Source organism: Streptomyces sp. NPDC046985 (assembly GCF_040644415.1).
Lineage (GTDB): Bacteria > Actinomycetota > Actinomycetes > Streptomycetales > Streptomycetaceae > Streptomyces.
This window is the reverse complement of sequence record NZ_JBEYWK010000023.1, coordinates 93772-106464: the sequence shown is the minus strand read 5'-3', so window position 1 is coordinate 106464 and position 12693 is coordinate 93772. Positions and strand designations below refer to the sequence as shown.

Annotated in this window: 13 protein-coding genes; 6 read left to right on the top strand and 7 right to left on the bottom strand. The window is 69.1% G+C overall.

All coding sequences use genetic code 11. The features are described 5' to 3' along the window. Positions 1-3 precede the first annotated feature (3 nt). From ABZ861_RS26745 to ABZ861_RS26730, 4 genes are all read left to right on the top strand, one after another. Positions 4-1062, top strand: a complete 1059-nt coding sequence (locus tag ABZ861_RS26745; protein ID WP_361634930.1) for a hypothetical protein — start codon at positions 4-6, stop codon at positions 1060-1062. 898 nt (positions 1063-1960) lie between these two features. Further along, positions 1961-2227, top strand: coding sequence for a hypothetical protein (locus ABZ861_RS26740; RefSeq protein WP_361634928.1), 267 nt, complete (start codon positions 1961-1963; stop codon positions 2225-2227). A gap of 65 nt (positions 2228-2292) precedes the next feature. Beyond that, the gene (locus tag ABZ861_RS26735) at positions 2293-2766 is read left to right on the top strand and encodes a hypothetical protein (RefSeq protein ID WP_361634925.1); all 474 of its coding nucleotides are present in this window, start codon (positions 2293-2295) and stop codon (positions 2764-2766) included. Between the two features lie 200 nt (positions 2767-2966). Further along, a complete protein-coding gene (locus tag ABZ861_RS26730; RefSeq protein ID WP_361635004.1) occupies positions 2967-3794 on the top strand; it encodes an SAM-dependent methyltransferase in 828 nt (275 codons plus the stop codon). Positions 3795-3810: 16 nt separating this feature from the next. On the opposite strand, the gene ABZ861_RS26725 is transcribed toward ABZ861_RS26730, so the two are convergent. The 3 genes from ABZ861_RS26725 to ABZ861_RS26715 form a co-directional block, all read right to left on the bottom strand. Further along, positions 3811-4611, bottom strand: a complete 801-nt coding sequence (locus ABZ861_RS26725) for a DUF5753 domain-containing protein (RefSeq protein WP_361634922.1) — start codon at positions 4609-4611, stop codon at positions 3811-3813. A 220-nt stretch (positions 4612-4831) separates the two neighbouring features. After that, the gene (locus tag ABZ861_RS26720) at positions 4832-5065 is read right to left on the bottom strand and encodes a DUF397 domain-containing protein (protein WP_361634920.1); all 234 of its coding nucleotides are present in this window, start codon (positions 5063-5065) and stop codon (positions 4832-4834) included. 743 nt (positions 5066-5808) lie between these two features. Then, a complete protein-coding gene (locus tag ABZ861_RS26715; RefSeq protein WP_361634917.1) occupies positions 5809-6081 on the bottom strand; it encodes a hypothetical protein in 273 nt (90 codons plus the stop codon). Positions 6082-6290: 209 nt separating this feature from the next. Here ABZ861_RS26715 and ABZ861_RS26710 point away from each other — a divergent pair, with 209 nt between their 5' ends. Continuing rightward, entirely contained in the window at positions 6291-6767 is a 477-nt protein-coding gene (locus ABZ861_RS26710) for a hypothetical protein (RefSeq protein ID WP_361634915.1), read from the top strand. Between the two features lie 49 nt (positions 6768-6816). Here ABZ861_RS26710 and ABZ861_RS26705 read toward each other — a convergent pair whose 3' ends face one another. After that, positions 6817-7686 carry a recombinase family protein gene (locus tag ABZ861_RS26705; RefSeq protein WP_361634912.1) on the bottom strand — a complete coding sequence of 290 codons (870 nt, stop codon included), beginning with the start codon at positions 7684-7686 and terminating at the stop codon, positions 6817-6819. Between the two features lie 251 nt (positions 7687-7937). Here ABZ861_RS26705 and ABZ861_RS26700 point away from each other — a divergent pair, with 251 nt between their 5' ends. After that, entirely contained in the window at positions 7938-8540 is a 603-nt protein-coding gene (locus ABZ861_RS26700; RefSeq protein ID WP_361634909.1) for a hypothetical protein, read from the top strand. Positions 8541-8788: 248 nt separating this feature from the next. Here ABZ861_RS26700 and ABZ861_RS26695 read toward each other — a convergent pair whose 3' ends face one another. From ABZ861_RS26695 to ABZ861_RS26685, 3 genes are all read right to left on the bottom strand, one after another. Beyond that, the gene (locus ABZ861_RS26695; RefSeq protein WP_361635001.1) at positions 8789-9127 is read right to left on the bottom strand and encodes a peptidase inhibitor family I36 protein; all 339 of its coding nucleotides are present in this window, start codon (positions 9125-9127) and stop codon (positions 8789-8791) included. Positions 9128-10085: 958 nt separating this feature from the next. Then, complete coding sequence (locus ABZ861_RS26690; RefSeq protein ID WP_361634998.1) at positions 10086-10535, bottom strand: lamin tail domain-containing protein; 450 nt, start codon at positions 10533-10535, stop codon at positions 10086-10088. Positions 10536-12366: 1831 nt separating this feature from the next. After that, positions 12367-12678, bottom strand: a complete 312-nt coding sequence (locus ABZ861_RS26685; protein WP_361634995.1) for a methyltransferase domain-containing protein — start codon at positions 12676-12678, stop codon at positions 12367-12369. Between the last annotated feature and the right edge of the window lie 15 nt (positions 12679-12693).

Sequence of the window (12693 nt, the reverse complement as noted above, 5' to 3'; positions counted from 1 at the left end):
GACGTGACCGCACACCCCCGCAGCATCCTGCACCTGCACCTGCACCTGCACCTGCACCTGCACCTGCACCAGATCGGTCCCGCCGACGGGGGCCTCTACGAGCAGGTCCTCGACCTCCTGCGCGACATCACCCCCCTCGTCCAGGCCCTCCCTCCCGCCGACGCGGTCCTCGACGTCACCGGCGCCCACCGCCGCCTCGACCGCACCGCCCCCGAGATCGCCGCCCTGATCCAGCTCCGCGCCGCCGCGCTCCACGGCGTCCCCCTCTCCGTCGGGATCGGCCCGACCCGCACGGTCGCCGCCCTCGCCGCCGCCCGCACCCCACCCGGCCGCACCACCACCGTCCCCGCCCGCGAGACGACCGCCTTCCTCGCCCCGCTGCCCGTCACCGCCCTCCACGACGTCGAACCCGCCACCGCACGCACCCTCGCGCACTACGGCATAGACCGCGTCACCGACGTCACCGCCACCCCCCCGAGCACACTCCACCGCATCCTCGGCCGACCCTCCGCCACCCACCGGCTCCTCGAGCACGCCCGCGGCCACGACCCGCGCCCCGTCACCCCCGATGCCGCCACCGCATCACTGACCGCCGCCCACCGCTTCGACCACGACGCACTCGACCCCACCGACCACCACCGCGCGCTGATCGCCCTCACCGAGACCATCGGCCTACGCCTGCGCACCGGACGACGGATCACCCCGCGCCTGACCCTGACCGCCGCCTTCGCCGACGCCTCCACCGCCACCCGCACCCGCACCCTGCCCGAAGCCACCGCGCACACCCGGACGCTCACCGCCACCGTCCTCGACCTGTACCGGCGCCTCGCCCTCCAGCGCGCCCGCGTCCGCACCCTGACCCTGCGCGCCGAAGCCCTCGCCCCAGCAACCGCGCAGACCCAGCAGATGACCCTCGACCCCGCCGACGAGAAGGGACGACGAATCGAGCAGGCCGCCGACCGGGCGCGCCGGCGCTTCGGACCGGCGGCCGTCACCTCCGCCACGCTCGCCTCCCGCGGCCGAGCCCGGTCGGCAAACCCAGACAGCGCGCGCCCGACCTGACCGGCGCAGGCGCCGATGCTCCCCGCCGCCCGAGCAGCCCCGCTCACTCCCTCTCCCCGTGCGAGTAGATGAGGTAAGGAAAGCGCCGCCGAGACTGAACTCGGTCCGATCTGCCTACTGCCCGGGGGCCTCGAACCGGCGGGGGCACTGCGCCGGCGCGCAGCGCGCGCAGGTCCGGGACGTGGTCGGAGAGCGTGCCCGGGAAGACTCTCGCTTCAAGGCGCCATCCGGTCTCCGCCGTGATCCCCAGAGGACCGCCTACTTCTGGCGAGGCCGCCGCGAGCGGTCTTGGTCCAGGTGCCGCCGAGATCGGTGCTGAGCCGACGTCGTGCAGGCGTGCTGTCGACGCGTACGTCGAGGGCTTCTGAGAGTGGGCTGTCCGCGCGGCGGCCGGCGGTGAGGGAGCGGTGTCGTCGAGCCGGGCGATAGGGATGCAGAGTTCGCACCGGCTGACGGCCTCGGGGCCGGCCGGTCGGAAGACGCCGACAGCGTCGGACACCGCCAGACAGCGCAGTCGACCTCCGACATGTCGACTCAACGGTTCGGACAGCGCGCCTGCATTTCGCGCGAAATTCACTCGAAAGAGTTGTCCTGTCGGGCTGGCGTGACCTTATTTTCAGGTTGGCGTGCAGGCTTTCTGATCGGATGCGCTCAAATCCGTCTGTCTATGTTCGTTCGCGCGGTCTCTCGCGCTGTAATGCAGCGCCGATAGGGCGGTGGTGGCCCTGCGATGCGGAGTGCTTCGCTCCGATTTCATCAATATCGGGGAAGGCGCCGGCGAGGAGTGGCGGCTAGTGTCCGCATAGGCGTGAAAAAAGGGGGGCCTCGGGTTTGATTGGCCGTCGCCCACGAGACCCCCTGGCCGCGCCGGACCTGTCCTCGAACCCAAGGAGAGACGATGATCCAGCACGTTCGCCGAAAGCTCTCACGCGTTTTTTCGGCGATGCCAGAGGTTAGCATTCCGATTTCGCACGCCGTGCAAACCGCTGCGGACACTGTTCTTCTGCTGCAGCTTCGTCTCAGCTCCGTGCTCGTGACCGGCGTCACTGTCGCGTCCCTGTTCTGGCCGGAACTGGTGTCTGCCGAGACCGTGCTCGCCGTCTCGCTCGCCTTCTGCACCGACCGTAGCTGCCTAGTGCTCCTCAAGGTCCGCCGCTCCCGCTGACCTGAGCCGGCCGCCGCGCTCACGCGCGCGACGGCCGGCCGCCTGCCTGAGACGAGGTGACGCACGTGCGGCAGCAGTCAAGCGGCTCGATGCCGGGGCTGCGCGGTGAACACGACGGCCGGGCGCAACGTGTAGACGGCGAGAACTTGCGACGCCGTTGTGCCGAGGTCGCCTACGCGGTCTTCTGCTGCGAGCAGTGGCCGATCTACTCGCGATTCGCCGCAGTCGTCACCGGAAACGTGTCCTTCGGCCGCGACCTGGCGCGATCCGTCCTAGAGGAACTAGGGGCTCGGTGGCCGGCCGCTCTGCGGAGTGCCTCGCCGGCCGGCTACGCCTGGGTTCTCCTGACGGACGCTCTGACGCCCCATCGAACAGACGGTGTGCGAACCCTGTACGAGACCGTCCGCGCCGCAGAAGCGGACGCCCTGGTTCTGCGGCATCGGCTCGGGTGCTCTGCCGCCGTCGGCGGACGTGTCATGGGGTTGTCGTCCGATGCCTTTGAACTGCTGCGACGAACTGCGCTGATGAAAGCCGCCTAGTCCGGAGAACGTGTGGCATATGCCTGGGTCGAATGCCCGCTGATGTTCGTCGGTGTGCGCCGGAGCATTTCACATCACCTGCATGATGGGTTTGCCCCGAACTTGCTTCGCTCGGTGGTGTCGACGGGTAGCCTCGACGCAAGTCGCTTGCATAGCATGTGATCTCTGCCTTCGAAGAGCCCGCGCACTCACGGGGAGGCGTGCGGCCGGAGCGTGGGGAGCCCCTCATTTTCGACTCCAGAAAACCCAGCGTGGCGAGAATGTACGATCACCTTCTCGGCGGAACGGACAACTATCAGGTAGACCGGGACGCTTGCGTCGAACTACTCCGACTCGCGCCGTCTACCAGGGAACTGGCACTGGTCAACCGGGCGTGGCTCGTCCGGGCCGTCCACTACCTCGCCGAGGAGCGCGGGGTCCGCCGGTTCCTCGACCATGGCTCCGGTCTGCCCACTCGCCCGAACGTTCACGAAGTCGCGCAGGCGGTCGACCCGTCGTGCGAAGTCGTCTACATCGACAACGATCCCGTGGTCGCCGCTCACGGAAGAGTGAGCCTGGCCGAAGACCCGTCCACGACCGCCATACTCGAAATCGACATGCGCCAGACAGACCAGATCTTCGACTCCCCCGAAGTCGCCAGACTGCTGCGGAGAGACCAGCCCGTTGCGGCTCTGTTCGTGTCCGTCCTCCACTGCATCCGGGACGCAGACGATCCATGGGCCCTCGTCCGCCGCGTCGCCAGACGGCTGCCCGCCGGCAGCTACATGGTCATCTCTCAACTCGCCAGCGACGACCCCGACCTGCGCGCCCGCATCACCGACTTCATGGACGACATCACCGAAGGCCAGTGGGGCGAAGTCCGCTCGACGGGCGAGGTGAAGCGCTTCTTCGAGGGCCTCCAACTGCTCGAAGTGGACCAGCAGGAACCGGTGGAGGTCTCCACCTGGCGCCCCGACGGGGACCTCGGGCCCCGTCAGGGCGCCAACAGCGAGTGGATCGAGTACGGAGGAGTCGCCCTCATCAAGTGAGCCGCAGGGACCGGACTCAGCCGCTGAGCCGGTCGATGTAGTGCTGAATCAGCTCCAGCGTCTCCTCTTTGCTGCCCACGTCCAGCCACAGCTCATCCAGCGACAGGACGTACGCCTCCAGCTCGGCGCCCTCGGCGATCAGCTCGCCGCCCCGGTTCCTGCTCTCCAGGTAGAGCGCCCGGCCCTTCTCCTCGTCGTATGGCTTGATTAGGGTCATGGCGTTGTGCAGAGCCGAACCCGCCCGGGACGCCGAGCCCGGCAGGACGCGCAGGTGCACACGGGGCTTGTTCTCCGCCACATTGAAAAGGTGCCTGAGCTGCTCCCTCTGCGCGGCGCTACCGCCTCGCTGGGTGAGGAGGGCAGCCTCGGCGATGAGGGCTTCGTAGACGACGCCCCGGTCGCCTTCGAGCAGAGCCTGGCGTCGCATCCGGAACTCCAGACGCTCGTCCAGGTCCGTCAGGTGCTTTCGTCGCAGGTCTTCCTCGCGCGGGGTCCGGGTGAACTCCTGCATGAGCGATCTGGCGTAGGCGCGGGTCTGCAGCATGCCGGGGATGCTGGACTCGTGGTAAACCCTGATGACCTTGGCGCGCGACTCCAATGCGAACAGTGCGCGAAACGCGTCGGAGGTATCGGCCGGCGGGGCCCACCCCGGGGCCTGCTTCGACCGGGCCAGGCAGTCGCGCGCCTCTTCGATGTCCTTGTGCGGGGCGCCGTAGAAGGACAGGAGGGCCACGACCTTGTCGGACTTCAGGTCGACCTTGTTGTTCTCGTAGCGGCTCAGCGTCGGAACGGAGCCGATCTCAGGCACTCCGAGCACGACCTCGCTTTGCGGTCGACCGTTGCGATACTGCACGAGCATGTCCGCGACGGCCCGCTCCAGAGGATGAACGGACCGCCGCGGCCTCTCGCCTTCGGGCTCCGGCAGCAGGGCGAGATGAGAGGACAATTCAACTCCCTGAGTGCGAGCGGCACTTCGCCGCCCATCTAATCAGAGAATGTCCGCCCCTCCACGCGCCCGCAAGCCGTGGCCAAGGGATTCAGACAATCATGACGTTGAACTCGCCCTTCGAGGCTCCGTCGATGAATGCGGCAAGCTCGGACTTCGTGAAGATCAGCGCCGGCCCGCCGGGGTGACGGGAGTTGCGCATCGCGACGCTTTCGCCGACTGCTGCAAGCTCGACGCAGTCGTCCCTTCCGTCGCTCGCGGTCGCCTTGACCCACTGGGCCCCGACCAGCGTTCCGGCGCCCACGCCGTTGTGAACTTCCTGCACTGTGATGCCCTCTCTTTCGCTTTCCGACCAGCACCGACATGCTCATTCCTCGCTTCGATGGCCGAGGTGAGCGGGTCGTTTTCGCGCCAGCGTGAAACTTTCACGGGCCGGTGAGAACGATTCGAGATGTTAGACCCTCGCCAGGGCGTGTCGCTGTCCCTCGAAAGGGTGCCCTCGGCAGCACTTAAGCAATATGTGAGGTCATCGTACTTAAAGTGTGAAGGTAGTTCCGGAATGGCTGAATAGGGCCAGCTCTGCCGTCAAAATCCTCAAAATCAAAACACGGGCTGGGTGACTTTGATACCATTACCGGTTTTGCTTCCTTTTGGCAGGGAGGCGTGCTCGCGCGGACCGGCAGAGTGAGCAGCGGCGCCCAAGAGCGCACGGGATCGCCCTATGACCACCCCTGCCACGAGACCCGCCGCGCCCTCCGAAGAATCCGAGGACGGCAGGCTAGGCGTCGGCGGACGACACCGTAGGGACACCCACGCTGAACATCCGCCCTCCGATGATCAGGATCAGACCGGAGCCGTGCGAGCCGGTGTGGCCCCGGCGAACGCGGCCCACGGCAGGCTGATCGCCAGGCAACGGCCGTGAGCACCGCGGGGAACTGCCAGCCGGTCGTGGTGTCGACGGTGGTGTACGAGAGCACCAGGGGGCAGCAGGAGGCTCTGTCTCAGTCACCTCGACGCTGCCTTCTAGCAAGAATGATCCCAACCCGGCGAACCTTCCCGGTCAGAGCACTAGACCTCGATGAAGGCAACGACGACTGCACTCTGCAGGGCGCTGACCCAGCACAGGAGACGGAGGGGGTCGACGTCGCCGACGTACTGGCGCAGCCGCGGGCCAGTGCCGTCGCCGTGGAGCGGTTCGCCGACGTCGGGTTCGACGGCGACGACGACCAGGGCGCGGTTCAGGGCGGGCAGCTCGGCTTCGCTGGCGGTGGCGTCCATCTGCTCGGCGGCGGAGTCGGTGACGGCGATCGGGGCGCGAAGCGGGCCGTGCGGTGCGGGCATCAGGCGACGGCCGGGCGAAGTGGGTCTCGCGCGGCTCCTCCCGAGGCGTATCGTCGCCCACGTTGAGACCTGAGCGCCTATCGGCCCGCTGGAAGGGGCAAAGTGTCCGGGTGAAGAAACCACAGCCCAGGGCCGACCAGCCATGCGTCGTACCCAGTGATCCCGCCTGGTTCCGGGAGGCCGGCTGGATCGAGGGCGTACTCGAGACTATGTCCGCAGCCGCCTACACCGCGCAGAGCCACACCGGCGAGACGGACCGGTACGTGCTGCCGCCGCTGACGTACCAAATCGCAGTCGACGTCCTCGGCGACATCCGCGCCCAGATCCCCGACCGGTCGTCTCAGATCGACGGGTGCCGCGTGCTCCTGCTGGTCGTGGAGGGCCACGAGCTGGAAGCGCTCTGGGACGTGCTGGCCGTGCTGCGCCGCGCACGCGACGGCGACGAAGACACCGGGGAACTCTCCAGCCTCGTGGAGGACCGCCTCCGAGAGAGCCACCTCCGTCCCCGCACCTTCACGGACGTGATCAGCGAGCTGGAGCGCGTGCTGACACTCCTGACCCTGGACATCCCCGCCGTGCGCAGCGTGGCCACAGCGCTTCTCCTGAACCAGGACCCTGACGAGGAGCTCCGTCAGGCGTACGCCCAACTGTCCGACGTCTGGCGGTCCGTGGGCATCACCCGCTAGCTCGGCCCCGGCGCCCTATCTCTGACCCACGGTGCAAGGTAGCGGGTGATCACGTGCTCGCTGTCGTGGCGGCCTTCTCGTCGTGCTCGCGCAGCATCCGCATGACGGTGGCGGGCGAGGGGTGCTGGCCCTTCTTCGTGCCGGTGGTGATGACGAGCCGCTTGGCGATGTCGCGCAGGCTCATCTCCTGATCGCGCAGGTGGAGGGCCATGGACAGCATGTCTTCGTCGGTGACGCCCGCGCCGCCGATGGTCTTGCCGCGCTTGCGGGCAGACTCGTGGCCTCCGAGGGTGCGGTCGCGGATGTACTCGCGTTCCATGCCGGACATGGCCGCGAGCACGGTGAACACGATCCCGGAAGGGTCGTGCGAGCCCTTCAGCTCTCCGGTAAGGAACTCCAGGCCGACGTCGCCGGCCTTCAGCTCTTCGGCGAGCATGGCGAGTTCAATGCCACGGCCGAGCCGCTTGTGCTCGTGGACGACGAGGGTGACCGCGACGCCCGAGGAACGGATCTCCCCGGCGAGCTTCACGGCTGCCTCCAACTCGGGGCGCCGGGCGGCGCGGGTGGAGATCTTCTCCGAGAAGACGCGGGTCACCCCGGCCTCGGTGAGGGAGTCGAGCTGTGCATCGAGGGACTGCCTGGCGGTTGAGGCTCGTGCGTAGCCGAGGCGCACGTGCCCGACCGGTTCGGCGCCGGCGCTCACTGGCCGGGGCAGCTCGGTCCACACCGACCCCGGCTTCCGTACGGCCGGGGTCGGCACGCTGAGCGCCTTAGCGAGTAGGGGCACGAGGCGGAAGCGGGCCGTGTGGTACTGGATGGCTACCTTGCTCTTGCCGGTCCGGCAGGGGGAGCCCGCGGGGGCCGCGCAGGTGGACATCGGACAGTCGCGCGATTCTACGCGCTTGAAGTCGTCGCTCACGCACCGGAGCGTTTCATGAGAGCGTTTCAGGAGTCCACGCATTTGAAACAACTCATGAAACATGATCGCCGCAGGCGGACCGCCGGGCGGGCGGGTGTTTCACGAGCGAACACCTATGAAACGGGGGCGTCGATCGGCGTGCGGCGCCATGAACTGAATCTCGGTCAATCCCGTCAGGACGTCCTGACAGTTGAGCGCTTGTCAGGTTAGCCTGACATCTGTAGACGTTGGGCGACCGAGGGAGCTCTGCCATGTGGAATGACGATCGCGACGGACGCCGCGAGCACGAGGGCCTGGCCCGCGCCCTGGCCCTGGGCGGGGCACCGGATAGGCGGGTCTGGAACGGCCACGCCTGGCAGGAGTGGGACTCCTGGCAGGAGACCGGCCTGGTCACCTTCCGGCTGCACCCCGGCGAGCCAGCCGCGCTGCGCGCCGAGTGCCAATGCGTCTGGTACGGTCCCGCCCACCCGGTCGGCGACGACCCGGCCGCCGTCGCGGCCGCAGTGCGGGCGGACTGGCAGAAGCACCTCGCTGCCGAGACAGAGGCGATGTATCCGGTGGATGTCGCCGACGAGATCGATGACCTGTGCGCCCGGCTGCACGCCCTGCTCCAGGAACACCCGCTCGGCACCCTGGGCGCGCTGCGCGAGCTGGACGGGCGGATCGAGCCGCTGCGCACCGTAGCCGTCGCCCGCGCCCGGCACCGGTCGGAGTCCTGGCAGAAGGTCGCCAGTGCGCTCGGCGTCACCCGCCAGTCCGCCTGGGAGAAGTACCAGTTCGCCGGTACTCCCGAGGACGTCGAGGCCGCGTACGCAAAGACCACCCTTCACCTCGGCGCGGAGGCGTCAGCATGACCGATCCCACCACCGGCAGTGTAGGAACCCGAGCGCGGCCCGGCGGCCCAAGCCCGGCCCACGTCAGGGTGACAGGCCCGCCATCGCTTTGACGCGCTCCCTCGGAGTGCCACCCGCCTCACCGACCCGGACGGGTTCGCCTTCCGGGCGCTGCACCCGCGTTGGCACACCGTCATGGAGGACGGGCGGCGGCAGCACCGGCCGACTTCAGCCAAGGCGAGAGTCTCTAACCATGCCCCTACGGGTTGTTAGGGCGTCTGACTCCCTTCGCACACAGCGCCACCCGCGCCGAGGCCGTAAATGCCGATGTCGCTGCTGAATTTCCCAGCCACGAGAGTGCGGACCTCGTACCAGTCACCCTCGATGTCGTCGCGCTGCCAGACTGTTGCGTCCACGGGTAGATTGTTGGAGTAGGACCGGATGTAGCCGAAGGTGAACGCGCCCGTGTAAAAGCACGAGTTGGTGCTGGCGCTCAAGATCCTATGGCCGGTGAAGTTGGTCCCGTCCCAGACGCAGAGGCGAGAGGACGGACATCCGCCCGCGGCTCCGGCGCTGGGTGCCGTTGCGAGCACTCCGCCGGCTGTCATCGCAACGACGGAGACCACCGTTGCGGCTCTTGCTTTCCAGTTCATGGGGAGTTCCCTTTCTCCGGTGAGCTTTCGACACCCGGAGCCTAGAACCGGCGTGGCTGGATCGCGAGAGCGCGAATTGGTCGTCTGAGCAGCCGATATCGCGCGACGTCTTCCAGGACGGCTACAGGGTTCACCTCGCCGAGACTTGCGGGGTGGATGCTCCGAACCTGGTCACGCATGTCGCCACGACGACTCCACCGTCCAGGACGTGCGGCAGGTCGCCCTGTCCACGCTCACCTTGCCGCGACCTCTTGCCCGGGCCTCTCTCCGCCCCTGTGTCGCCCTGACCGGCTGTCGGTCGTGGCGCGCGCCCCCGTCTGGAGGGACAGCGAAAGGCGACCCAATGGTGTACGGGCGGCCCCGCCCAGGGCGCACGGCACGGGGCCGCCCGAGCCCTGCAGTCCTGTCAGATCAGGGCACGAGGACGACACTAGATCGCACCGCCGTCACTCGCCCGCTCAGCGTCTCGCCTGGGTGAGGACGGCGCCTTCGACACAGCCCCGCCGCCGAGGTCCTCGCCCGGTGGCCGGGGACCGGGAAAGCGCTGAGACCCCGGCCCGGCAGGCCGACGACCACGGCGACCTCTACGTCACGCGGCGCCCGCAGGTGGCAGAGCCATGACCGTACGGCCTCGACCCGGACGGCAGGCCGACACCTCGACGGCAGTGATCCACGCGCTCTACGGCCAGGGCGAGTCGCGTCCGCGCCGACAGACGGCGCAAACCCGTTCGGAGTTCACGCGCCTGGGCGAGGCGGCGCGGCGCGCCCCGGACCGTCACTCGGTCTGGGGCGCGCCGCCGTGTCCCTTCACTCTGCGGCGCAACGTCACTTGTAGGTCGCCGGATCGCGCCGACCGTCCGGCGAGGTCGATTCGATGCCTGCGGCGTACCGGGCGCTGGCCTTGCAGCGGGGGTCAGTGGTGGTGGCCTCCCCAGCGGGGGGTCCAGGAGTCGGGGTCGTCGTAGCGGGATCCCCAGGAGACGGAGTCGACGATTCGGTTACGGTCGTTGCGCAGGGTCGCCGTGTCGCCGTCGTTGTTCCAGACGTAGTTGCGGCGGTCCTGGTAGACGTCGTGGCGGGCGTCGAGGCCGACGCCGGTGTGGACGCGGACGGTGGAGCGGCCCTCCAGGCGATAGTGGCGGAACTCGTACGTGTGGCCGTCGCGGTCCGACAGCGTCCAGCCGTCCAAGTCCACAGCCCAGCGGCTGTCGTTCGTGATCTCCACCCACTCCCCGTTCAGCGAGCGGTTGGTGCGGTCGTCGCGGCCTGGGGAGTCGTACTGCACGCGGCTGATCTGGACGTCCCACCGGTGCCAGCGGTGGTGGTCGGCCGCCGAGGCCGGCACGGCGATCGCCGCGGTCATGGCCCCGGCCGTCAGGACGGCGGCGGTCAGGCGGCGGGCGGTGGAGGAAACGGTCACAGGTCCCCCTGCAGGGTGCGGGCACACCCCTTGTGCGCGGCACCGGGCCGTGGGTGCGGGGTGTGCGGTGTGCTGGTGCGCGGCCCGGTCGGCCGCACACCCACACCATGCCCGCTCCGCGAACGCGATACGGGCGAAACATGAAGAGTGTGACGACTCACTGGTATTTCTGTGACTGTCGCCTGTAACACTCATCTATGCGACCGATGCACCAGGTTGACGCCCTGAGAGACCGGACAGCGCTGCAGCGCCTGGCCTCCAATCCTCGCCCGCCAGAACGCGCCACCCCGGCAGCGCCCGAGCCGTCACCTGAAAGTGAGTAACGACCCCTCCCGTCCGCCGAGGATGGCGCCCCAGGGGCCGCTTCCCGGGAAACGGTGCAGGGTCTTGATCATGTGGACGTGTCCGGCTGCGCTGGCCGCTTCGCCCGGTCGCGGCGGTGCTCGACGTAGGTCTTAGGGTCGTCGTCGTGTCAGTCGCCGACCCGGTGGAGGAAACTGACGGGAGACGCCATGGGCGTGCTGGGCTCGTAGGTGCCCGATGCGCTGGGAGACCGACGGTGTGCGGCGCCACCCGGGCGGAAGATGCAGCCCGCAGGCGCTTACGGCCGGGTGGGCGCGGATCGAATCAGACCATGGCCAACTCCCGGGCCACTAAAATCCACCCGCTCCTCAACGCCTCATCGACCCGTCCCAGGGCCGCCCCGCCGCCCCAGGCACGCGCCGCGGCAGTCGTCACGGCCCGGTTCTCGTGCAGCTACGACCAGGTGTGTCGTGTCCCTGAGAGTGATGCTCCCGGCCTTGGTGCCGCGAGGGGCCTGATCTCGATAGCGTCCGTGCGAAGCACCGCATCCCGTCCGAAGAAGCCGGAGGACGGTCCCTGGCGGAGGCGGCATCTCCCCGGGGTAAGGCTGTCCATGCCTATTTCGCCGTCCACCGTGCGGCCACGTCGGCCGGGCGCTGAAGTCCTCGCGCGGGTCCGGCTCGCCGGATCGGATGCGGGCCCCGGTCGGTCGCGCGCTGTCCGGGCGGTGTGCGCTGCGCCCCGCCGGCGCAGCTCTGTCAGCAGCCGGGCGGCTGCGAGCATCCCCCAGGACCACTGGCCGCACTCCCCGTGGCCGCGCTCAGCGCCCTCTCTAGACGGCGCCCGAGGGCGTGCTCGTGAGCTGCTCTGGCGTCAGCAGGATCTCCGTCACACGTGGAGTGGGTCCGACTTCCTGACCTTCACGACGCTTGCGGAAGCCAACCCCGCGCAGGCGGGGAGCAATGGACCTTCCTAGACCGTTCCCGCGCCGTGGAGGGAACATCCCCGCGCGCGCGGGGACCACCGCAAGGCCACCTTGGTGTCGACGTCGGCGTGGGGACCACCCCCGCATGTACGGGGACGAGACGCACTCTCATGATGGCACGTGCTGGCGGCCGCCGGCACAGCTTCACGCAGAGACGCGAACACCCCTCCTCGTGGGTGTCGGTCAGCAGGTCGATGGCGGGCTCGGGGGCCAGCCGAGAACACCGCCGTACGGGCGTGGTGCTGGTTCACTGCGGGGTCCCTTCGCCGGGCGCGGGCCTGTCGCAGAGGCGGCGGCTGGGCGGCGCCATCCTGGCGGCCGGCACCCTCAGGCCAGGTTGCGCCGCAGCGTCAGGAGGACGGGCCGCCGTCCGCGCAGAGCAGGGCGGACCCGGTGCGCCTCGCAGAGCATGGTGTCGGCCGGCGCTTCGCCCAGCTCGCGCCGCGACTGGTCGCCGCAAGCGATCCACAGCCGGGGAAGCCGCTCTCACATCGCGGGCTCGCCGGGCCGCTCTTCCAGGTGTTCCTGCGTCAGGCCAGCAGCGGCGACCTGCTCGGGCCGCGCCGGTTCCGCGCCACGCCGCAGCGCGCGGGTGACGACCAATCGGCCGTCCGGGGTCAGGACGCGTCCGAGCTCGCGCAGCGCCGCCTCGCGGTCGGCCGCACCGCCGAAGGCGTCCGCGCACGCGATGCCGTGAGCGGAGCCGTCAGGCAGGCCGGTGTGCTCCAGATCGCCGACATGGAAGACGGCGCGGTCGGCGGCAGGGCCGAAGAGGCGGGCGCGGCGGGCGGCGTCCACAGAGGACAGGGGACA

Coding starts and splice junctions, on each gene's coding strand:
- ABZ861_RS26740 (WP_361634928.1), top strand. CDS start 1,961: ATGATCCAGCACGTTCGCCGAAAGCTCTCACGCGTTTTTTCGGCGATG.
- ABZ861_RS26715 (WP_361634917.1), bottom strand. CDS start 6,081: ATGCCCGCACCGCACGGCCCGCTTCGCGCCCCGATCGCCGTCACCGAC.
- ABZ861_RS26710 (WP_361634915.1), top strand. CDS start 6,291: ATGTCCGCAGCCGCCTACACCGCGCAGAGCCACACCGGCGAGACGGAC.
- ABZ861_RS26700 (WP_361634909.1), top strand. CDS start 7,938: ATGTGGAATGACGATCGCGACGGACGCCGCGAGCACGAGGGCCTGGCC.
- ABZ861_RS26695 (WP_361635001.1), bottom strand. CDS start 9,127: ATGACAGCCGGCGGAGTGCTCGCAACGGCACCCAGCGCCGGAGCCGCG.
- ABZ861_RS26690 (WP_361634998.1), bottom strand. CDS start 10,535: ATGACCGCGGCGATCGCCGTGCCGGCCTCGGCGGCCGACCACCACCGC.